The sequence below is a fragment of the Corynebacterium sanguinis genome (assembly GCF_007641235.1).
GTDB classification, from domain to species: Bacteria; Actinomycetota; Actinomycetes; order Mycobacteriales; family Mycobacteriaceae; genus Corynebacterium; species Corynebacterium sanguinis.
Genome location: NZ_CP038157.1, coordinates 953,920 through 975,105, shown reverse-complemented (window position 1 = coordinate 975,105; position 21,186 = coordinate 953,920). Strand labels below are relative to the sequence as shown.

At 63.3% G+C, this 21,186-nt stretch carries 17 protein-coding genes and 5 pseudogenes; 9 read left to right on the top strand and 13 right to left on the bottom strand.

The window, feature by feature from the left end; all coding sequences use genetic code 11:
• Positions 1-82 precede the first annotated feature (82 nt).
• On the top strand, positions 83-379 hold the full coding sequence (locus E3227_RS04835; RefSeq protein WP_006840429.1) for a hypothetical protein: 297 nt from the start codon (positions 83-85) through the stop codon (positions 377-379).
• A gap of 6 nt (positions 380-385) precedes the next feature.
• On the opposite strand, the pseudogene E3227_RS04830 reads toward E3227_RS04835, so the two are convergent.
• Positions 386-1,150, bottom strand: a pseudogene (locus E3227_RS04830) (UDP-galactopyranose mutase); the annotation flags it as partial.
• 191 nt (positions 1,151-1,341) lie between these two features.
• Entirely contained in the window at positions 1,342-1,914 is a 573-nt protein-coding gene (locus tag E3227_RS04825; protein WP_144317727.1) for a TetR/AcrR family transcriptional regulator, read from the bottom strand.
• 74 nt (positions 1,915-1,988) lie between these two features.
• On the opposite strand from E3227_RS04825, the gene E3227_RS04820 reads away from it, so the two are divergent.
• A complete protein-coding gene (locus E3227_RS04820; RefSeq protein WP_092150622.1) occupies positions 1,989-2,663 on the top strand; it encodes a GAP family protein in 675 nt (224 codons plus the stop codon).
• Between the two features lie 3 nt (positions 2,664-2,666).
• On the opposite strand, the pseudogene E3227_RS11705 reads toward E3227_RS04820, so the two are convergent.
• Positions 2,667-2,864, bottom strand: a pseudogene (locus E3227_RS11705) (UDP-galactopyranose mutase); the annotation flags it as partial.
• Between E3227_RS11705 and E3227_RS04810 the strand changes: the two are divergent.
• Together E3227_RS04810 and E3227_RS04805 are read left to right on the top strand one after the other, a co-directional pair.
• Positions 2,864-3,982 (top strand): annotated as a pseudogene (locus E3227_RS04810) (DUF3387 domain-containing protein); the annotation flags it as partial. The pseudogenes E3227_RS11705 and E3227_RS04810 sit on opposite strands and share 1 nt — an antisense overlap.
• Positions 3,982-4,959: a hypothetical protein gene (locus E3227_RS04805; protein WP_144317726.1), complete on the top strand. Its 978-nt coding sequence runs from the start codon at positions 3,982-3,984 to the stop codon at positions 4,957-4,959. The pseudogene E3227_RS04810 and the gene E3227_RS04805, both read left to right, overlap by 1 nt.
• Positions 4,960-5,013: 54 nt before the next feature.
• On the opposite strand, the gene E3227_RS04800 is transcribed toward E3227_RS04805, so the two are convergent.
• Together E3227_RS04800 and E3227_RS11540 are read right to left on the bottom strand one after the other, a co-directional pair.
• A complete protein-coding gene (locus tag E3227_RS04800; protein ID WP_144317725.1) occupies positions 5,014-6,234 on the bottom strand; it encodes an ATP-binding protein in 1,221 nt (406 codons plus the stop codon).
• Between the two features lie 154 nt (positions 6,235-6,388).
• Positions 6,389-7,974 (bottom strand): annotated as a pseudogene (locus tag E3227_RS11540) (cation:proton antiporter).
• 200 nt (positions 7,975-8,174) lie between these two features.
• Here E3227_RS11540 and E3227_RS04785 point away from each other — a divergent pair.
• Positions 8,175-8,768 (top strand): hypothetical protein, encoded by a 594-nt coding sequence (locus tag E3227_RS04785; protein WP_144317723.1) that lies wholly within the window; start codon positions 8,175-8,177, stop codon positions 8,766-8,768.
• A 10-nt stretch (positions 8,769-8,778) separates the two neighbouring features.
• Here E3227_RS04785 and E3227_RS04780 read toward each other — a convergent pair whose 3' ends face one another.
• Positions 8,779-9,282: a hypothetical protein gene (locus E3227_RS04780; RefSeq protein ID WP_144317722.1), complete on the bottom strand. Its 504-nt coding sequence runs from the start codon at positions 9,280-9,282 to the stop codon at positions 8,779-8,781.
• Between the two features lie 156 nt (positions 9,283-9,438).
• Positions 9,439-10,617, bottom strand: coding sequence for a UDP-galactopyranose mutase (glf, locus tag E3227_RS04775; RefSeq protein WP_144317721.1), 1,179 nt, complete (start codon positions 10,615-10,617; stop codon positions 9,439-9,441).
• Between the two features lie 139 nt (positions 10,618-10,756).
• On the opposite strand from glf, the gene E3227_RS04770 reads away from it, so the two are divergent.
• Complete coding sequence (locus E3227_RS04770) at positions 10,757-12,622, top strand: N-acetylmuramoyl-L-alanine amidase (protein WP_246062790.1); 1,866 nt, start codon at positions 10,757-10,759, stop codon at positions 12,620-12,622.
• Positions 12,623-12,625: 3 nt separating this feature from the next.
• Here the strand turns inward: E3227_RS04770 and glpK are convergent.
• Positions 12,626-14,103 (bottom strand): annotated as a pseudogene (gene glpK / locus E3227_RS04765) (glycerol kinase GlpK).
• A gap of 226 nt (positions 14,104-14,329) precedes the next feature.
• Here glpK and E3227_RS04760 point away from each other — a divergent pair.
• Positions 14,330-15,115, top strand: coding sequence for a hypothetical protein (locus E3227_RS04760; RefSeq protein ID WP_144317719.1), 786 nt, complete (start codon positions 14,330-14,332; stop codon positions 15,113-15,115).
• Here E3227_RS04760 and E3227_RS04755 read toward each other — a convergent pair.
• Genes E3227_RS04755 through serS form a run of 3 tightly spaced genes read right to left on the bottom strand, consistent with a single transcriptional unit; the run spans position 15,112 to position 18,082 of the window.
• Positions 15,112-15,936: an HAD family hydrolase gene (locus tag E3227_RS04755; protein WP_144317718.1), complete on the bottom strand. Its 825-nt coding sequence runs from the start codon at positions 15,934-15,936 to the stop codon at positions 15,112-15,114. The genes E3227_RS04760 and E3227_RS04755 overlap by 4 nt on opposite strands.
• Positions 15,937-15,971: 35 nt before the next feature.
• Positions 15,972-16,826 carry a lysophospholipid acyltransferase family protein gene (locus tag E3227_RS04750; RefSeq protein ID WP_144317717.1) on the bottom strand — a complete coding sequence of 285 codons (855 nt, stop codon included), beginning with the start codon at positions 16,824-16,826 and terminating at the stop codon, positions 15,972-15,974.
• 2 nt (positions 16,827-16,828) lie between these two features.
• Positions 16,829-18,082 (bottom strand): serine--tRNA ligase, encoded by a 1,254-nt coding sequence (serS, locus tag E3227_RS04745; RefSeq protein ID WP_144317716.1) that lies wholly within the window; start codon positions 18,080-18,082, stop codon positions 16,829-16,831.
• Between the two features lie 102 nt (positions 18,083-18,184).
• Here serS and E3227_RS04740 point away from each other — a divergent pair, with 102 nt between their 5' ends.
• Positions 18,185-19,243, top strand: coding sequence for a septum formation family protein (locus E3227_RS04740; protein ID WP_246062781.1), 1,059 nt, complete (start codon positions 18,185-18,187; stop codon positions 19,241-19,243).
• 4 nt (positions 19,244-19,247) lie between these two features.
• On the top strand, positions 19,248-19,592 hold the full coding sequence (locus E3227_RS04735; RefSeq protein ID WP_136650938.1) for a metallopeptidase family protein: 345 nt from the start codon (positions 19,248-19,250) through the stop codon (positions 19,590-19,592).
• A gap of 57 nt (positions 19,593-19,649) precedes the next feature.
• Here E3227_RS04735 and E3227_RS04730 read toward each other — a convergent pair whose 3' ends face one another.
• Together E3227_RS04730 and pheA are read right to left on the bottom strand one after the other, a co-directional pair.
• Positions 19,650-20,252, bottom strand: a complete 603-nt coding sequence (locus tag E3227_RS04730; RefSeq protein ID WP_136650939.1) for a histidine phosphatase family protein — start codon at positions 20,250-20,252, stop codon at positions 19,650-19,652.
• Positions 20,253-21,170 carry a prephenate dehydratase gene (gene pheA, locus E3227_RS04725; RefSeq protein WP_144317715.1) on the bottom strand — a complete coding sequence of 306 codons (918 nt, stop codon included), beginning with the start codon at positions 21,168-21,170 and terminating at the stop codon, positions 20,253-20,255.
• Positions 21,171-21,186: the final 16 nt, after the last annotated feature.

Here is a 21,186-nt window from a genome sequence, read left to right as displayed (position 1 = left end):
CGTTCCGGTCGAACACGCGGGCGCGGATGCGCCGCGGCGGCATCTCCGATACGCCGCATCGCGACCCGATACCCTAGAAACTATGCCCACAACACACTTCGCTATCGGCGGCGCGCTCATTGTGGTGGCCGTCGGCTCCTTCGTCTTCCTCGACGGCTCGACCGCCGTGTTCATCGGCATCGCTTCCGCCATCGCGGGCGCGCTCTTCCTTGTCATGGGCGCGCAGGGCCCGAAACAAGACCCGGACGTCGGGCTGCCCTCGCTCGACGGGACGGTCGTTGAGCCCGATCTCTGGGCGCAGTTCGACCGCGAGCACGGCCTGGGACAGGATTTGCCCGATTTCCCCGATATCGACGACGAGCCGCGCCGCAACACGTAACTTTCGCTAGTGCCCGCGCGCCTGCTCCAGCGGCTCGCCGTTTTCAAAGTGGGGGCGCAGGTGGTTGTCGAACAGCGACAGCGCCGCGCCGATGGCCATGTGCATGTCCAGGTACTGGTAGGTGCCCAGGCGCCCGCCGAACAGGACGCCGTTGTCGCGGGACTCGGCGGCGGCGAGGCGTCGATACGCGAGCAGCTTCTCGCGGTCCTCGGGCGTGTTGATCGGGTAGTAGACCTCGTCATCCTCGCCGGCGAAGCGGGAGTACTCCTTGACAATGACGGTCTTGTCGGCCGGGTACTCGCTGCGCTCCGGGTGGAAGTGGCGGAACTCGTGGATGCGGGTGTACGGCACGTCCGCGTCGTTGTAGTTCATCACCGGGGTGCCCTGGAAGTCGCCGGTGGCAAGCACCTCGCGCTCGAAATCGAGGGTGCGCCAGCCCAGCCTGCCCTCCGCATAGTCGAAGTAGCGGTCCAGCGGGCCGGTGTAAACGGTGGGGATGCCCTCGTATTCGTCGCGCATGTCAAAGTAGTCGGTGCCCAGTTGCACGTCGATCAGCTCGTGGTCGGCCATCTTTTCCAACCAGGCCGCGTAGCCGTCAACGGGCAGGCCCTCATAGGTGTCGTTGAAGTAGCGGTTGTTGAACGTGTAGCGCACGGGCAGCCGCGAGATGATCTCCGGCGGCAGGTCGGTGGGGTCGGTTTGCCATTGTTTGGCGGTGTAGTGCTTGACGAAGGCGTGGTACAGCGGTTTGCCGATCAGCGCGATGCCCCGTCCTCCAGAGTGTCGCGATAGGCAAGGAATCTCTTTAGGTTGCGAATGTAGGTGATGTCGAGGAGCTCGGCACCACCGTACCGACCGGAGTCAGCGTTGAAGTCCTTAATGACGCGGACGCAATGAGGGCACTGGTGGTGGACGAAAATTTCATCAGCATGCGTCTGCATGTGCCCGACGATACAAGGAAGTTAAACGCCGAAAATCAACCGCAGGCCGTCGCGGAGGTCCCCGACAACACGATCCGCCTCCGAAGCGGGTGCCCCCAAATTGTCGATCGTCAAGCCGTTCACCAACGCCGTGACCAGTCGCGCCTTTCGCTCAGCTTGGTCCACGTCGCCCAGTGCCTCTACGACCGTTTGCTGGAAGCCGCGGAGCACCTGACTGTAAAGGTCGGCAATCCACTCGCGCGTTGCTGACGCGGAGCCGTAGGTAACCCACATCGCCGCGTCCTCGAGACGCTCGCCGCCAAGGGGGAGAAGTTCAGACAGCCGCACCACCCAGGCCTCGTATTCATCGTCGGGCACTTCTGCCCCGACCACGCGGGCGTTCTGCCGCTGAATGGAGCGGATGAACGCGTGAGCAAGCAGGGTCTCTTTGTTCGGGGCGTGGTACTGCACGGATCCCGCCGCGAATCCGGATTGTTTGGCCACTTCGCGCACGCTGACTGCGTCAAGGCCCCGCGACGCGATGATGCGGATGGTCGCATTCGCAACGGCAGCGGACGATTCCGAGAACTGGTGGTCCAACGAGAACTTGTTCATGGTTGCACACCAGCCTAGCCCGCCGTACATTCGTAAGGGTCCCTTACGTTCGTACGACAAAGAAGGCGCCCGCTATGCAGTCCCTCCTTCCGCTCGTCGGTCTGGCCCTGCTCGACAGTTTGAGCATCGGCACCCTGGTCATCCCGTTGGCACTCATTCTCCTATGGCGAAACGTGCGCGTGCCCGCGCTCGCTGCGTACCTCCTCACCGTCGCGGCAGTGTACTTCGCCCTTGGAGTGGCCATGCTCCTGGGGTTCACCGGCCTCAGCTCGTACGTAGAACGAATCACCGACACCCCCGCTTTTCCCTGGATCACGTTGATCCTCGGCGCGATTCTGGCCGCCTATGGAATCTTCGGACCCGATCCAGTCAAACCTACGCCGGGTGAACTGCCGAAACAGCTGAACAAGCCCATTCAAACCAGCCTGCCCAAGATGGTCCTCTTGGGCTTAGGCGCTTCGCTGACAGAAGCGGCGACGATGCTGCCCTACATCGCAGCGATGGGAATCATCAGCGACTGGGATGCGCCGATGGCGGGACAAGTAGCAGCCATCGCCACATACTGCGGCGTCATGATTGTGCCGACGGTGATTCTGGCGGCGATCGCTCTCGTGGCCGGGCAGAAATTCTTCCCCCGCCTCGAGAAGGCCGTTCCCCGCCTTCAGTACGAGGCCAAGGTGACTCTGCTCTGGATCGCGGCGATCGTCGGCATCTACATGGTCGTCAACAGCGTGGGCGCGCTCCGCTAACCGCTAGTGCCCGCGCAGCTGGTCGATGGGCTTGCCGCCCTCGAAGTAGAGGCGGACATGGTTGTCGAAGACGGAGAGGGCGACGCCAATGGCCATGTGCATCTCCAGGTACTGGTAGGTGCCCAGACGGCCACCGAAGAGGACCTTGTTGTCGCGAAATTCGGCGGCGGCGAGGCGTCGATAAGCTTCTAGCTTCGCGCGGTGGGCTGTTGGTGGCGTACGCGCCGCTCATCGATAACCTCCAGGCGGCCATCGCCGAGTTCACCAAGAGCTCGTCCACCGGGGATGAAAAGGTGATCGGCCAAAACATCGAGGAAGCGCTGGTGATCGTGCGTGGGTTCGTCGAGAAGCTCAACGCCCTCGCAGGCGAGGAATGGCGCAAGCTCGAAGCCATCGGCGAGCAACGCCAAGCGCGCCTGCGGTTGCTGGCCAAATTGCGCAACCCGCACACGGTTGATGAGAACGGGCGCTACCCGCTGGCGAAGGAGTTCAACTCGACCGCCGGCAAGTTGGCCAGGGCGTGGGCGCTTGCGTCCGGGAGCCCGAATGCAGCCGAGTACCGCTCAGACGTTCGGTTTTACTCGGACGTGCGCAACCAGCTCATCAAGATGGAAGCCGCCGATCGCCGGGCTAGCGGGGAGCCGCTGAGCGAGGAGATCATCACCTTGCTCAGCCAACTCGTCGTGGAGTCCACTGCGTCCTCTCAGGTGATCGACGTTTACGGTGAGATTGGCCGCGAGCTACCCAACTTGCAGGACCTGAACATCGAGGCACTCAATCTCAGGTCCAGGGACGAATCCGAGACCGCATTGCTTATCGACGCCCTCCGGCGCGCCCTCCTCCAAGAATCCCGCAACGCCACCGGAAATAACGAGGTACGAGCCAAGCAGTTCTCCGAGCGCATCCGCGAGCTGATGAACCGGTACACCAACCAGCAACTCACCTCCGCGGAAGTGATCGCCGAACTCATCGAGCTGTCCAAGGAAATCGTCGCGGAGAGCAATCGCGGTGAACAGTTCAGCCCACCCTTAAGCAACGACGAGCTCGCGTTCTACGACGTGATGGCCACCAACGGGTCTGCCGGCGAATTGCTCGAAGACGACGTTCTGGCGCAGATCGCCCGCGAACTGGTGACCGCCCTTCGGCGCGACGCTAAAACGGACTGGACAGTACGCGACGACGTCCGCGCCAAACTGCGCCGCTCCATCAGAACCCTCCTGCGCAAGCACAAGTACCCGCCGGAACAGCGCAACGAAGCCGTCGTGCTAGTGCTCGAACAGATGGAGCGGTTTGCTCCACGGTGGTCGGAGGCAGCGTGATGGATAGAATAGAACCGATTCCTCCCGCGCCAAAGGCACAAGCTGAAGAAATCATCACTCTGCGCCAGATTGAAGCCATCAGAGTGAAACTCCGACTTTTTGACGGTCAGTTGGAAGCTAGCGCTCAAGCAGCAGCATCAGGAACCCCCCAGGAGTTAGCTTTTAAGACAGCCTGCACAAAATTTCTGGATGATCTTTCGAGCATTCGTTTCGGATTGCGCAGCGAAGAGATTCGCAACCAAGTTAAAAAGTCCCTGCCTAATTCCGACCCAGCTTCCGAGAGAGAGCCCATCGTCCACCTAACAGCGCCGGGCGGGCAACAGAAGAAAAATAACCCCGCGAAAAAGGTCAGTGGCGGGTCGCCCAGAAGCGATTACGCAGAGCAACCCGCGCCTCCGAAACGCGTGAAACCTTCACCCGACTCAGACACCCCAGCAGGTGAGAGCTCAAAGAAAACTGCGAAGTTTACACCGCTAGATCGTGCTCAGCTCCTAGTGGATCGAGAAGCCGTCGATGCGCGCCTCGCCTATGAAGAGGAACGCACGGTTTTACTCGAAAAGCTCAAGGCAATCCGAGACGGAGATCTCGATGCTGGTCTGAAACCGGAAGTTCTCAGCCAGCTTGATGAGGTCGAGAAGAATTACTCCAGCATCTGGCGCCGGCTGGAATCGGGTGTCCGGGGTGCGGAGATCCTCGCTTCTATCACCAAGACGAAACGCAAAACCGGAAAGAAACGCGGAGGCAGAAACCAGCAAGCGCCCCCTCCAAGAACGCGAATCAAAAGGAACTCGTCCTCAAACGATTTCGTGCGGGCGATTCGAGCACTCGATCGCGAAGCGAGGGAGCAGGCCCGACTCGCGGCCCAACATCGAGAATTCAAATCGATGGTCCAATCCCATCCCTACCGGCCGAATAGCGTTGCCGCAGACAGGGTCTACTTAACATCGGGATTCAAAAATCCACGCGCCCGCAAGTAGGCTCTAGTCAGCCCGGGCATCCTGGCTTAGCCAAGTTTTGCACTCTAGCTAAACCTACGGACCCAGAGCCCCAATAGGAATTACTGCAACCCCGTCGCTCCGGCGTAGTGCGGGTCCTCCCGAGGTGATGACCACCAAGGCTGGGTCGTCCTCAAGGTGCCCTGCAAACCGCTTGAGTGTGCCGGCTGCATGCTCAATCACCTCCGGGGTGTAGCCCAATTTCACTTCAACAAGCACGTCTCGGCCGCCAACGTTCGCGACAGCGTCGACCTCTAGTTTCGTGTTTAGCCGAGCGTGGTGCACCGTTCTTCCAGTTAGCGCACGAAGTTCGTGCACCACTAATGACTCAAAGAGTTGGCCGAAGTAAGCGGGATCCCGAAGTAGATGCTCAGGCCCTCGGTCCAACGCTGCCATAGCAAAGGAGGGATCAGCGAGATGGCGTTTCGGTGCCTTCCTCAACGTCGCCTTGGAACGTAAGTGCGTGAACCAAGCAGGCTGATCCACGGAGACGAAAATGCTCGCAAGAGCGTCGAGATAGTCGCGTGTTGTTTCCCGTGAGGTATCTGAATCTGTGGCGATGGTTTGCAGCTCCAGTTCGGTGCCCACACCACGAGCTAACGAACGGATCATTCTCCGCACTCGCTCTGAATCACGATTCACGCCGCCAACTGTGTGGATGTCCACGTTCGCAACGGTTTGTACGTAGTCCCGGACGTTCTCCAACGAATCATCAGTCGGGAGACCAACGTTGTAAGGAAGGCCGCCCCGGCACACGCGTTCCGCCAATTGAGGCAGTGTTAAGTCCGGTGTCGAAAACGGCAATGGGTCACCTGCAACCGCAGCGGCAAGTGAAACCGACCCATCCGATTCCCCGGTTTCAAAGAGGGTCATAGTCGACATCGTCATTCGCGCGAACCGGCCCGCACCCGAGTGGCTCGTCGCGTCCGCCCCAGGGGCCGTGGACCCGGTGAAGATGAACTGCCCCTTCGCCTGACGTTCATCAATAACGTGCCGCGCGAAATCCCACAATCTCGGCTGCAACTGCCATTCGTCGATGAGTCTCGGTGTGGCACCTTCAAGCAGTAGCCGCGGGTCATTATCCATAGCGAGGGTGACTCCGGGATCAGTCTCTACATTAAGAAAACTCGCTGCTTGCTGTTTCGCCGTCTCTGTTTTCCCACAGCCTTTCGGCCCCTGTATAAGGACACCACCCTGTCTGCGGAGCGATCGCTCCAATTCGGCATCCGCCAATCGTGGAATATACCCGTTCACCATACGGCAGCATAGTAGCAGCTACGAGCATCTACTTGGCGTTTTGAAAGGGGCTTGCTTGGCGTTTTGAAAACAGACCACTTGGCGTTTTGAAAGCGGTTTACTTGACATTTGGGAAACGGGGCGGGCCAGAGGCTCGTCGATAGGCAAAGGCCCCTTACTTCTCCCACATCGAACTCGGCGCGGCGCGGGCCTTGCGGTCGCGCGCGAGGATGAGGCGGTCCAGGTCCGCGATCACCGCATCAACGTCCGCGGGGTTGTACTTGCGCTCGCGGCGCGCCTGCTGCAGTTCGCGGCTGGCAGCGCGCAACGCGACCTCCTGCAACTGCGCAGCCCCCGCGCGGGCACGGTCGAAGGCAGCCTTGCGTTCCTCCGAACCCTCGGGGTCCTGCAGGCGCTGCTCCGCGATCGAGTCGAGGCGCTCCTGCATCATCGCGTACGCCTCCGGCGCGTACTCCTCGCCGTGGTCGCGGACCGCCTTGCGCGCCGCGTCGAAGGCGCGCTGGTTCAGCTCCTCGAGCGCCTTGTCGCCGGCGGGGCCGTTTTGCAGGTCAAGCTTATCGACGAGCCACGGCAGCAACAGCCCCGGCACCACCATCGTGCAGGTGAGCACGGTCAACGCGATGACAGAGAGCTCGTGGTGGTAGCTCGTCGCCGACGCCGGGACGCCAGCACGACCGCCAGCGTGACCAGCCCGCGCATGCCCGCCCACGCCATGAGCAAGACCTCCTGCAGGCGCAGCGGGGAGACGTTTGTGTGGTGCTTTTTCTGGTTGATCTTGTACAGCACCCACATCCAGACAAAGCGCACCGCGAACGCGACGACGGACAGGACCACGCCCACCTTCACCGCCTGCCAGATGTGCGTGCCGGCGGTGTCGATGGCGTCGCGCACGCTCATGCCAATCAGGCCGAACGCCACGCCGGTGAACAGCAGTTCCACCGTCTCCCAGAAAGAGTGTCCGGTAAGGCGGTCCTCGGCGGTCATGGCCGAGCGCGAGGACATCTCCACCGCGGCGATGACGATCGCGATGACGCCGGAGGCGTGAATGGCCTCGCAGCCGGCATAGATGGCGAATGGGAGCACCTAGGTAAACGCGGTGCGGATCACGGAATCGGGTACGGAGTTGGCGAACATGGCGGCCAACCTGCCCACGACCAGGCCGATCAGCACCGCGGCGATGGCGGCGTAAAAGAACTGCAGGGCGCCTTTGCCGAAGTCGACCTCGCCGTGCGCGACCGCGGCTGCCATGGCGACATTGAAGGTCACGATGGAGGCGGCGTCGTTGAACAGCCCCTCCGTCTGCAGCGTGCCGGTGATGCGCTTCGGGATGCCCGCCGGGCCCGCCACTGCGTCCACCGCCACCGGATCCGGCGGGGCGATCGCGGCGGCGAGCACCATCGCGGTAGTTAGGCTCAGCCCCGGCAGCATCAACATCGCCGTGGCGGTCAGCGCCGCGACGGTGAGGAACACCAGGATGATCGACATGGTCAGCACCACGTTGATCTGGGAGCCGATTTGCCCCCAGCTCGTGCGCCGGGCCAGCGACCACAGCAGCGGCGGCAGGAAGATCGGCAGGATCAGGTGCGGATCGATGGACACCGTGTCGATGCCGGGGATAAAGATCACCGGCACGACCACCACGGTCAGAAGCGCCGGCCACGGCAGGCCGGTGCGCTCACCTACGGCGGCGACGAGGACGGTGGCCAGCAGCAGGCAGATTAGTGCTATGAAAGTTCCCACGGTGGGTCAGTTTACGGTTTCCGATATACACCCCGCTGCTCTAGTTGACTCGGCCCGCTTGCGTTATTATCCTTGTGTTCATCAGCTGGCTAGGAGGCGTGGTTATTTTCCACAACCTGGTCGGCGTCTTGCTTTACATGGGGAAATAGGTTTTGGATCCAGCGGAGTTGGAACTCGACGTTCTTTTCGGGGACGGTCGCATGGATCCGTTCATGCTTCACACCGAAAACGATGTGATTAAGGCGCAGCGCGCTTACATGTGGAACGCCGCGGTCGCATCGCGCTACCTGACACGAACCGGATTCGTCGAGGTCGGTCTGCGAAATATTCTTGACGGGTCCCTCACTCACATCACGGGTTCCGACCACTGGTGGGAGGACTGCTACACGGAGTTTTCTCCGCATTGCCAGAAGAGCATCGATAAAACACTGTCGCACAAGGTCTTCGAGGGCGACTACCCGCGCGACCGCTTTGTCGCCAAATCTGAGTTTGGGCTTTGGACCTCGCTGCTGCACAAGAACAACGCCACGAACTTCCACCAGCTGGCCAACCACGCGTTTGAGGCAAAACGCGGGGAGATCTACCACTGCATGAACAGCGTGCGCCTGCTCCGGAACCGTGCTGCGCACCAAGTCTGCCTCCTTGGAGATGACCACCAGGCAAACCTTCAGAAAATTGATGTCGCTTTGGAGTACATCGATCTGGACCTTCGCCGGTTTGTCGGTCAAGCGGACGACCTACAAAAGCTGTTGAATAGTTACGGCGCTTTCCTCGCCGGCAACTGTCATCTTTAGAAGCGAAGAACTAACGAAAGCGGCCTTCTGGGCGACGGCACTCAGTAACCCATTTGGAAAAATGCAGGTCAGCCTCTCTGAGGCTCAGGCTCCGCAGTCCTTTCAATATCTTTGCAACCTCGCCACGGTCGCCCCAGGCATACGCAATCGTTCCCGGCGCCACTAAACCGTGAAATGCTAGGTGCCTGATGCCCGTTGCCAGCGGCCGCACTTCAGAACCGCCTTCGACCAAGTCAGACAGCTGTTTCTTCAGCTCATCCCTCTTCAAAAAATCGTCCAGGGCCTTGCGCAACTTGATCGCCTCATCCAGGCGGTACCAGTGCGCGATTTCCGGTGAGTCCAGTCGCACCTTCAAGTATCGCTGTCGAGCTCGTTTGCTGCGGATTCGCCGAATCCGTTGGTCCTCATCCAGTGCCGCTTCGAGCGACTCCACGGTGGAATAGGACATAGCAACCTGCAGCAGGTCGCTGTACCCCTGTGCTGTGTCGGACGTAAACCCGAACGAAACTTCCATTGTGGAGGCTGCTCGATACCGGTTCGCAAAACGCGACACCTTCGTAGGGAGATCGTTTTTCCACGGCTTGCCGGGAAAGGAATCTACATAAGTCCTATAGGCTCCCCATGCAGACGGATACCCAACTGGATAGTCGGGTTTCACCGATTCCACCCCCTAGTGGCCGCGGGGCTGCGACAAAAGCTCGCCGTCCTCGTAGTGCGGGCGCAGGTGGTTGTCAAAGAGTGACAGCGCCGCACCGATGGCCATGTGCATGTCCAGGTATTGGTAGGTACCCAGGCGCCCGCCGAAGAGCACGCCCTTGTCCTGGGACTCGGCGGCGGCGAGGCGTCGATACGCGAGCAGCTTCTCGCGGTCCTCAGGGGTGTTGATCGGGTAGTAGACCTCGTCGTCCTCGCCGGCGAAGCGGGAGTACTCCTTGACAATGACGGTCTTGTCGGCCGGGTACTCGCTGCGCTCGGGGTGGAAGTGGCGGAACTCGTGGATGCGGGTGTACGGCACGTCCGCGTCGTTGTAGTTCATCACCGGGGTGCCCTGGAAGTCGCCGGTGGCAAGCACCTCGCGCTCGAAATCGAGGGTGCGCCAGCCCAGCCTGCCCTCCGCATAGTCGAAGTAGCGGTCCAGCGGGCCGGTGTAAACGGTGGGGATGCCCTCGTATTCGTCGCGCATGTCAAAGTAGTCGGTGCCCAGTTGCACGTCGATCAGCTCGTGGTCGGCCATCTTTTCCAACCAGGCCGCGTAGCCGTCAACGGGCAGGCCCTCATAGGTGTCGTTGAAGTAGCGGTTGTTGAACGTGTAGCGCACGGGCAGCCGCGAGATGATCTCGGGCGGCAGCTCGGTGGGGTCGGTCTGCCACTGCTTGGCGGTGTAGTGCTTGACAAAGGCGTCGTAGAGCGGCTTTCCGATCAGTGCGATGCCGCGTTCCTCCAAGTTCGTAGCGGCTTCGGGGTCCTTGCCCTCGCGCTGCTGCTCAATCAGCGCGCGCGCCTCGTCCGGCGAGTAGTACTTGCCGAAGAACTGGTTGATCAGGCCCAGGCCCATCGGGAACTGGTAGGCCGTGCCGTCGTGCATGGCGAAGACGCGGTGCTGGTAGTCGGTGAAATCCGTAAAGCGGTTGACGTAGTCCCACACGCGCTTGTTGGAGGTGTGGAACAGGTGCGCGCCGTAGGTGTGCACCTCGATGCCGGTGTCCGGGTCCTTTTCCGAGTAAGCATTACCGCCGATGTGGCCGCGTTTTTCGATGACGAGCACGCGCTTGCCCAGCTCGCTCGCGGCTTGTTCCGCGACGGTGAGGCCGAAGAACCCGGATCCAACAACGATGAGGTCGTAAGTCATGGCGCCCATTTTCGCACATTCGCGTATCTACGCCTCACGGCCCGACACACCCAAAAGTCTCAATACTTCCTTTAGAGTTCTTTCTCCCCTAGAATGCACTTTGATTAACTTTATCCCCATACGTAACAGGAGCCTTACCGTGCAACAACGTCGACGTCTCACCCGGCCCGCGCCGGGGAAGAACCCGGTCCTGGCCGCCCTGACGACCCTGACAACACTGGCGCTCGTCGCCGCGGCCGCGTTTGGCGGCAGCAACATTGTCAACGTCCAATCCCTCGGACCTGGCGGCGGCGTTTCTGTCAACCTCGCCAGCGAATCCCTCGCTGCCGGTGACAACGTCGCCGTCGACGACGCGGCTGTCATGACGCAGGGCGGTGAGCAGGTCGAGCACCGCGTGGTCAAGGAATTCACTCGCGAAAAGCCCTTCTCCGTTGTCGGCCTGACCTGGGAAGATGAGCGCGACATTGTCGCCTACGTCCGCGCCCAGCGCGCCGACGGCACCTGGTCCGAGTGGTACCAGATGGATACGGCCGCCAACGCCGCCGGCGACACCACGTCTGGCACCAAGCACGGCACCGACCCCATCTACGTCGAGCCGACCACCCGCATTCAGGTCTCCACCGCGAACGTCGATTTGCTTGAGGACGGCCGCACCGAGTCCGAGGCGGCGACCACCGCCAACGAGATCGAGGCAGTCTTCGTCGACGGTGGCGAAGGCACCGTCGGTGGCGACATCGCACCGGTGGCCGAGTCCTATGCCGCCGGCATGCCCAAGGTCGTTTCCCGCGCCGCGTGGGGTGCCCAGGGGTCACGCCAGAACCCGTACTACACCGAGCCGACCAAGGCGATCACCGTCCACCACACCGCCGGTTCTAACAACTACACGGCGGCGCAAGCACCCGGTATCGTGCGCAGCATCCAGGCCTACCACCAGGGCCAGGGCTGGGGTGACATCGGCTACAACGCCCTGGTGGATAAGTACGGCAACATCTACGAAGGCCGCGCCGGCGGTCTCGACCGCGGGCCCATGGGCGCCCACGTCGGTTCCTTCAACAGCAACACCTGGGGAATTTCCATGCTGGGCAACTACGAGACCGCACAGCCTAGCGCGGCAGGCGTGAAGGCGATGGGCGACATCATCGGCTGGAAGTCCGCGCAGTCGAAGATCAACCCGCTGGGTTCGACCCAGCTCACAGCCTCCGGAAACTTCACGGGAAGCAAGTACGCCGCCGGCCAGACCGCGACCTTCCCCACGATTAACGCGCACCGCGACTTCCACTACAACGCGTGCCCGGGGCAGTACCTCTACGCTCAGATGGGCGCGATCCGCACCGCGGCCGCCGCCAAGGCAACGCAGATCACCTCGGGCCAGGTTGTCGCTCCTTCCTCACCGAGCGCCAAGAGTGAGACCACGACCGGCGCGAACAACGTCACCACGACGGTAACCAACCGGGTCAACGGTGCGTTGTCCAACATCTCCCTGTCCAAGCTCGCCGAGGGCGACCCCACCGCAATCGCCACGGCGGCGGGCACGGTTGCCGGCGTTGTCATCCTTTACATGCTCCAGTCTGGGACGCTGTCCGACGGCGTGGAGAAGGTCGCGGATGTTGAGCTCGTTCCGGGTCTGACGCTGTCCGCCCTGACCCCGCAGATTGGCAAGATCCTGCAGTTCGTCGGCGGCGATCAGGCGGCCGACACGTGGAAACAGTTCGAGCCGATCCTCGGCACCCTGCAGGGAGCTGCCACCGGTATTGGCGGCAACAATTTCGCCTTCTACTCCAACGGCATCGCCGTGCAGAACAACCAGGGCGACATCTACACCCTGGTTGGCGAACTCGCCGACGCCTGGCTGCAGCAGGGCCTCGACGCCGGCCTGCTCGGCTTGCCGACGTCCCAGCAGTACAACCCGGTTGAGGACGAAGTGAAGGTCGACTTCGAAGGCGGCTCGATCTCCTTCAACCCGACCACCAGGGAAGTCAACATCGACGTCAGCTCCCTGCGCTAACGCCTAGCCCAAACCGTAGGAGCGCTGAACCGCGTCCTCCCACGCCGCAATGAGCCGGTCCCGATCGGGGCCGGCCATTGTGCTGTGCCAGGTCGTAGTATCGCCCAGCGTAAGCGGCGCAGTGAGCAGCCCCGCCCCGATGCCGGCCGCCGACGCCGCGCCCATCACGGTGGTCTCGATGTTGTCCGGGCGGGAGACACGGGAGTTGAGCAGATCTGCCTGCATCTGCATAAGGAGCTTATTGTCGGTCATTCCGCCGTCGACACGCAGCTCGGCGATGGTCGTTCCGGAGTCTTGCTCCATCGCGCGCACGACCTCGCACGTTTGAAAACATGTCGCCTCCAGCGCGGCGCGCGCCACGTGACGACGATCCGCGAAACGCGTCAGGCCCGTAATCACCCCCCGCGCATCCGCACGCCACCGCGGCGCGAACAAGCCCGAGAACGCGGGCACGATGACGACGCCTGCACTGTCGTCGACCTCGGAGGCGAGCTTCTCGCTTTCCGCGGCCGTGCGCAGCACCCCAAGCTGGTCGCGCAGCCACTGGATAAGGGAACCACCCACCGCGACCGAGCCCTCCAACGCGTAGACGGGATCCCCCCCGGCGCGCTGGTACGCCACCGTCGTGAGCATCCCGTTCTCGCTGTGCTGCGGGGTCGCGCCCGTGTTGAGCAACATGAACAGGCCAGTTCCGTAGGTCATCTTGGCGTCCCCGTGGTCGAGGCACCCCTGACCAAACAGTGCGGCCTGCTGGTCACCCAGCACCCCCGTGATGGGCACGCCTGAGAGCTGGCCGCGGCGGCGCACGACACCGAACTCGCCCACCGACGGGCGGATCTCGGGCAGCATCGCCCGCGGCACCCCGAGCTCCTCGCACAGCGTGTCGTCCCAGGTAGCGTCTCAAGGTTCATCAGCAGCGTCCGGCTGGCATTCGTCACATCGGTGACGTGAACCGCCTCGTGCCCTTCATCACCGCGGGCGCCACCAGTGAGGTTCCAAATCAGCCACGAATCAATCGTGCCGGCCAGCAACTCGCCGTTTTCTGCCCGCTGCCTGGCCCCGGGAACATTGTCCAGGATCCAGGCCCATTTCGGCGCAGCCGGGTACGAGTTGTGCAACAGGCCAGTGACTTTCTTGTAGCGTGCGGGGTCGCCCTCGTGGTGGGTACGGGTGTCCTGCCACACGATCGCGTTGTAAATCGGCTTACCAGTGGATTTCTCCCACACCACCGCCGTTTCACGCTGATTGGTCACCCCGAGCGCCGCGATGTCTTCCTCTGTGATGTCATGGCTGGCCATCGCCTCACCTGCGGCCCGGCGCGCGTTCCGCCAGATTTCCATCGGATCGTGCTCGACCCAGCCCTGGCGCGGCATGATCTGCTTGTGCTCGTATTGAGCGTGGGCGACAACCTTGCCTTCTACGGTGGTCAAGATAAAACGGGTCGTCGTGGTCCCCTGATCGATCGCGGCGATAAACGGCATGCCGACAGTGTAGTGGTGGCTCCGGCGGTGACGTGACGGGTTTGAGGTATAGCTCTAGGCCGGGAAATCCAGTTCACCTGTGGCGCCTCGCCCGCTGAGGTATAGCTGCTAGACCTCAGCGCGCCCCAAAGTTATCCACAATCCCGAGTTATCCACAGCCCGACCCCGCAAAACCGGAAAATCAACAGCCCGGGGCACAATCAGGGCCATGAACTCGGGGGAGGAAATGGCACTAACCACGTCGGTGGCACAACGCTGCCGCACGTCAGTCATCACGGGCCCGGCAGCGCTGCGCCTGCACGGGATCAACACATTTCAGTGGGTATCCAGGGTAGACGTCGCGCTTCGTGGACGCGCCCGGGCATTCGAGAAACCGAGCCCCCGCCAAAAGTGGGTCTACCGCAGTGGCGTCCTGCACCCTAAGACAATCGTCCAAATCAACGGGATCGACACGGTCGACGGGATCCGCGCGCTGTTCGACACCTACCGCTACCACGGCCGCACCGATGCACTCGTCGCGATTGAGTCCGCCCGAAACTCCCTGGACCTCACCGCCGCCGACCTGCTCCAACGCGCCGGGTCACTGCCCCGAGCCAAGGGCCTGCGCGGCTTCCGCCAGCTCATCGAGTATTCCGCAGCGACCTCCGAAAGCCCGCTGGAAACCCTCGGCCGGGATCGAATCCTCCGGGCAATCGAGTCCGGGGCCTTAACCAACGTGGGATCGGTGGCGTTTCAGGTCGAGCGCCGAATCATCTCCAGGTTCGGCGAGTACCGCAAGGCGCTTATCGACGCCATGCTCACCAACGTCATCGGAATCGAGTTCGACGGCAAGATCAAACAATCGGGCACGTTCGGAGACCCAGATTTCATCACCGAGGAAGAGCGCTGGCGCGAGAAGCAACTGCAAAACCAGGGCCTCGTGATCTGCCGTTTCGGCTGGTCCGAGGTGATATCAGGACAGTTCATCCGCACCGTCCAAAACCTGCTGGGCGCCTACCCGCGTGATCCCTAGAACCACCGCTCCAGAACCGCGGCCACACCATCTTCGTCGTTGCTCAGGGTCACGGCGTCCGCGGCGTCGGTGACGACGGGGCTGGCGTTGCCCATCGCCACCCCGAGGCCAGACCAGGCGAGCATCTCACAATCATTTGGCATGTCACCGAACGTCACCACTTCCTCGGCGCTCACCCCGTAGCGCGCCGCGAGGAGCGAAGCGCCGGTGGCCTTGTTCACCCCGGGGCAGGAAATTTCGATCAATCCCTCGTCCATGGAGTACGTGACGTGCGCATCCGAGGCATCCACCACAGGCGCGATGATGTCGAACATCTCGGCCGAGTACATTGTGGGGCACCGCACCAAAAGCTTCGCGGCGGGCTGCGAAATCAGCTCCGCAACCGGGGCAACGCCGAAGCGGGAGTCCCACGCGTCGGGGTTGTAGTCCGGGGTGACCAGGAATACCTCATTCTCGGGGTCGAGGGCCGATTGCCCGACGCGCTCGACACCGTAGCCCCACGCCACACCGAGGGCGCGAAAAGCCGCGTCAACATCCGCGACGACCTGATCCATCAGCTCGGGCTCGAGCTCAAAGGAGCGCAGGACCTCGTCGCGGGCGGGGTCGTAGAGCACCGCACCGTTCGCGCACACGCAGATCGGGGTGATCGGCAGTTGGTCCAGCACCGGCATGAGCCAGCGGTGCGGCCGCCCCGTAGCCAGCCCAAAGTGCGCGCCGGAGCGCACGGCCCGCATCACGACCTCGCGCAGACGCGGCGTCACGCGCCCCGCACTGGTTATGAAGGTTCCGTCGATGTCGCTGATGATAAGCCGGGGTGCCATAGCACCTTAGCTTATCGACGCCCCCGACACGCGGCTCACTTTTCGCGCTTAGCTGCGGCCTTGGCGGCCTTACGCTCCGCGCGCTCCGCCTTCTCGCGCTGGTAGATCTCCTCCGCCTCCTCCAGGGTCGGCGCGGATCCGCCGAGCGATGCCGGCATCCACCGCTCCCCTTCCGGGAAGGGGCCGTACTTCTCCTCGTACTCAGCACGGTTGGCGTCGAGAAGCTCCTGAACCGCAAGCTTGAGTCGAGCGGTGACCTCTTCGGGGGTGCCCTCCAGGGATACTGGAGCACCGTAGCGGATGATCACGGGGGTGTGGGTGCGGCCCAGGCGACGCGGCAGTTCCTTTGTCCAGATCCGCTGGGAGCCCCAGATTGCGCAGGGGATCAGGGGGGCGTCGGCACGCTGCGCGATGCGTGCGGCACCTGTCTTGAAATCGGAGAGCTCGAAGGCGCGGGAGATGGTGCCCTCGGGGAAGATTCCCACGAGGCTTCCCTTTTTGATCCAGTCGACGGCCGAGTCGATGCTGTCGGCGCCGGCGGCGCGGTCGACGGGCACGTGCCGCATGCCGCGCATCATCGCACCGATCACGGGCGCGGAGAACACCTCTTTCTTGGCCATGAAGCGCACGAGCCTGCGGCCAGCAATGTGGGGGCCCATCCCAGTGAAGATGAAGTCGAGCCAACCGGTGTGGTTCGCCGCGATGAGCGCGCCGCCTTCGGCAGGGATGTGCTCTAGTCCGTGAGAAACGGCGACGGTGCCCTGAGCACGGAAAACCGTCTTAATCACGCGGATCACGTTGTGGTAGAACGGGTCCCGCTTCGCCTCCTCGTGGACTGGAGGGATGACGTAATCCGAGGGGATCTCGAACAGACCTTGAATCTTTTTCATGTTTAGGGCTCCAGAATCTCTTTGCCGACCCACGGGCGCAGCGCTTCTGGCACCACGACGGAACCGTCCGCGCGTTGGTTGTTCTCAAGAATAGCGACAAGCCAGCGCGTCGTGGCCAAAGTTCCGTTGAGCGTTGCCGCGATCTGGGTTTTGCCGTCCGCGTCGCGGTAACGCGTGGCCAGGCGCCGGGCCTGGAAGGTGGTGCAGTTCGACGTCGAGGTCAGTTCGCGGTACGTGCCTTGCGACGGCACCCACGCCTCGGTGTCGAACTTGCGGGCCGCCGAGGACCCGAGGTCGCCAGCGGCGACGTCGATAATGCGGTACGGCACCTCGACAGCGGAGAGCATGTCGCGCTCAAGCTGCAGCAACCTGCGGTGCATCTCCTCGGCGTCCTCGGGCGCGCAGTAGACGAACATCTCCAGCTTGTCGAACTGGTGCACGCGCAAGATGCCCTTCGTGTCCTTGCCGTAGGAGCCCGCTTCTCGACGGAAGCACGACGACCAGCCGGCGTAGAGCAACGGCCCGTCGGATAGGTCGATGATTTCGCCGGCATGGTAGCCGGCCAGGGCGACCTCGGAGGTGCCCACCAGGTACATGTCGTCGCGCTCGAGGTAGTAGATCTCCTCGTCGTGCGCGTCCAAAAAACCGGTGCCGGCCATGATCTCGGGGCGCACGAGCACTGGCGGGATGACCACTTTAAAACCGGCCTCGCGCGCTTTTTGGGCGGCGAGCATGAGCATGCCGAGCTGCATCCACGCGCCGTCATCGACGAGGTAGTAGAAGCGCGCGCCGCTGACCTTCGTGCCGCGCTTGACGTCGATAATGCCCAGGCCCTCGGCCAGGTCGAGGTGGTCGCGCACCTCGAAATCGAACTCGGGGATCTCGCCGGCGTGCTCGAGCACCACGAAGTCTTCCTCCCCGCCGGCCGGGGCGCCCTCGATGACGTTGGAAATGCGGTACTGCAGCTTAGCCACCGCTTCCTCGGCCTGCGCCTGCGCGGCTTCGGCCTCCTTGACGCGGGCCTTGAGCTCGTTGGAACCCTCGAGCAGCGCCGGGCGGTCCTCGGGGGCGGCCTGGCCGATCTTCTTGCCAAAGGCCTTCTGCTCGCTGCGCAGCTCGTCCGCCGCCTGGATGGATGAGCGGCGGGCTTCGTCCGCCTCCAGCAGCTGATCCACCAGGGTCGGGTCTTCGCCGCGGGCTCGTTGAGACTCGCGCACGACGTCGGCATTTTCACGCAGGAATTTGAGATCAATCACGCTGAGCTATCCTACCGTGCGCACTGAGCTGGGCAGCGCCAACTGCTTAAAAACGTGGCCACCAACCGGGACTCTAAAGCGCTGTAAGGCACAATAGGCCACATGGTCTCGACAACATCAGCAACGCGCAGCGTTCTCGTCGCCGTGGTGGCGGGCGCCGTGGCGGCAGGGTCCTACTCGTTCGTTTCCGAGTCGGACGCGGCCTCCTCCGCCGCGTCAACCCCGTCCGCTTCGACGACGGCGGCGTCACCCAGCACGCCCAACTCAACCTCGAGCGTTGCCTCGTTCACCACCGCTGACCAGGGCGCTTGCCTGACCTGGGACGTGGTCGAGGGCGGCTCGATCGCGGGATTCGAGCAGACCCCGTGCGAGCAGGAGCACCGCTTCGAGGTGTCCGCGCGAGAGGACCTCGCGGCTTTCCCCTCCTCCGAGTTCGGCCCCAACGCGGAGATCCCCAGCCAGACGCGCCAGGCCCAGCTTCGCGAGGAGCTGTGCGGGGCCTCGACGCTGAACTACCTCGCCGGGGTCTACGACCCGAACGGTCGCTACTCCATCGCGTCCATCCTGCCGCCTGCCGACGCGTGGGAGCGCGGGGATCGCACGATGCTGTGCGGGCTGCAGGTCACCGACGCCTCCGGCACCCCGACCCTGACAACCGGGCGCGCGGCCGAGCAGGATCAGGCTCGCGTCCTTGCCGCCGGCCAGTGCGCGGCAGCGGACGCATCGAACACGCTGCGAGTCGTCGACTGTGCCGAGCCGCACCAGCTGGAGGTGACCTCGGTGGTCTCCATGGCGGAGGTCTTCCCCGACCACACCCCGAGCGTAGAGGAGCAGAACAATTACCTTGGTGATGTGTGCACCACCGCCGCTCACGATTACCTCGGTGGGGAGGAAAACCTCTACCAGGTCGCGCTGCAGCCGTTTTGGACCACCCACTCGCCCGCCGCCTGGGAGGGCGGCAGCAAGAGCGTCAACTGCGGGTTGGTGTTTGCCAACAACGGGCAGTTCGCCACACTCACCGGGTCAGCAACCGCCGGCCGCGACGGGCTGCGTATCGACGGCAACCCCCCACCCGAGCGCCCCGAGCGCCGCCCGCTGCGCCAAAACCCCGATGCGAACGCTCCCGCCGCGTCCGCGAACCAGGAACCCGGCGCGCAGTAACACCATGCTGGCCAGCTACGACGAGTTCGAGGAGATGATCAACGACGCCCTCGACCTCATCCCGGAGCCGTTTGCCCGCGCCATGACCAACCTGGTCATCCTGGCGCGCGACTTCAACCCGGACGAGCCGACCATGCTCGGGTTGTTCGAGGGCGTGCCGCTGACCGAGCAGTACTCCAACCACACAGGTTTTCTGCCCGACACCATCTTTGTTTACAAGGACGCCCACGAGGCGGTGTGCTCAAGCGTCGCTGAGCTGCGCGAACAGGTCAAGGTCACGGTCTTTCACGAGGTGGGCCACTACTTCGGTATGGAGGAAGACCAACTTCACGCCCTTGGTTGGGGCTGAGGTCTAGTAGCTATACCTCAGTGCCCCGGCCGCCACACCTGCAGCACGTGAACCGCCCTAGTCCAGCGGGTACTTGCCCCACTTCACAACCCGCCACGAACCGAACTCTCCGACCGGGTCAATGACCACGTAGTGGCAGTTGGGAAGGTACGACGCCTCCGCGAAGGCCGGGTCGACGTCGGTGGCGTTGGCGGCGAAGGCACGGATCGCGCCGCCATGGGAGACCACCACGGTGTCGCCACCTGCCTCGACGAGGGGGTCGATCGCCGCGCGGTAGCGGGTGAGGAAGATTTCGAGGGAGTCACCGCCGTCGATAAGCGAATCAAGCTGCCGCCGGTAGAAGCCGCGAAACGCGCCGTGGTAGGCCGTGTGCGCCTCGCGGGTGTTGAGCATTTCAAAGCGCCCGGCCTGGACCTCGTGGAGGCCATCGAGTGCGGGGATGGAATCGAAGTGCTCCCCGAAACCGATCTCGCCGGTCTGCTGAGCACGCAGCGCCTTGGATGTGACCACCCGCGCCGGCGCATAGGTGTCCATGATGTCGCGCCCCGCCGCGGCGGCCTGGGTGCGCCCCAGCTCTGTGAGCTCCGCGCCCGGCAGGGCGGTGTCGAGGTGGCGGCCGACGTTCGAGGTGGTTTGCCCGTGCCTGAGCAAAATGAGCATTTACTTGCCTTCCCGGGCCCTGTCGACCCACTCTTCCGCGGCGCGCAGGCGCGCGGCGTCCGCGTCTGCGTCCGTTCCCGGCTCGCATCCTAGCTGATCCGCGCGCGGCCAGGAGCCGAGGAAGGTAATCGAGCTCGCCCGTAGGTAGAGGTTGCGCAGCGCCTCGGCAAGCGCGACGTCGTCAATGTGGCCGACGAGGTCGACGAAGAAGTTGTAGGTGTTGCGCGTCGCTTTCGTCGGGCGCGACTCGATTCGGCTGAGATCCACGCCGCGGTATGCGAACTCCTGCAGCGCACCGACCAGGGTGCCCGGCTCGTTCGGCAGTTGAAACACGACGAAGGTGCGGTCGTTTCCGGTGCGGGGTGTCGGCGTACCCGCCGGGCCGACGAGCACGAAGCGGGTGCGCGCTGCCTCGATGTCAGCGATCCCCTCGGCGTGGATCTCAAGGCCGAACAGGTCCGCGGCCCGGCGCGGGGCCGCCGCCACATCGACCTCGCCCGAAGCGACGAGCTCGGCGGCGGCCGCGTTCGACGACGCCGCGCGGAACTGCGCGGCCGGCACCTGCGTCGCCATCCAGCGGCGAACCTGCTGGTAGCCGACGGGGTGCGTGGCAAAGCTCGTTGCGCTGGCGAGCGTTTCGCCGGGCCGGGTCATAATCGCGAACGAGATCTCGAGTTCCGTCTCACCGTAGATCTGCACCCCGGGGGCCTCAATCAGCGCGTCGGTGGTGGAGGTCACGGCGCCGTCGACGGAGTTCTCGATGGCAACCACGGCCCACTCGACCTCGCCGGAGCGCACCGCGGCGAGCGCCTGGGAGGGTGAATCGACGGGAACCAGGTGGGCGTCGTCAAGCTCGAAATCCCACACTGCTTGCTCAGTAAACGTGCCGTGCGGGCCAAGGAATGCGACGCGGTTCATGCCTTAAAGTTACTGC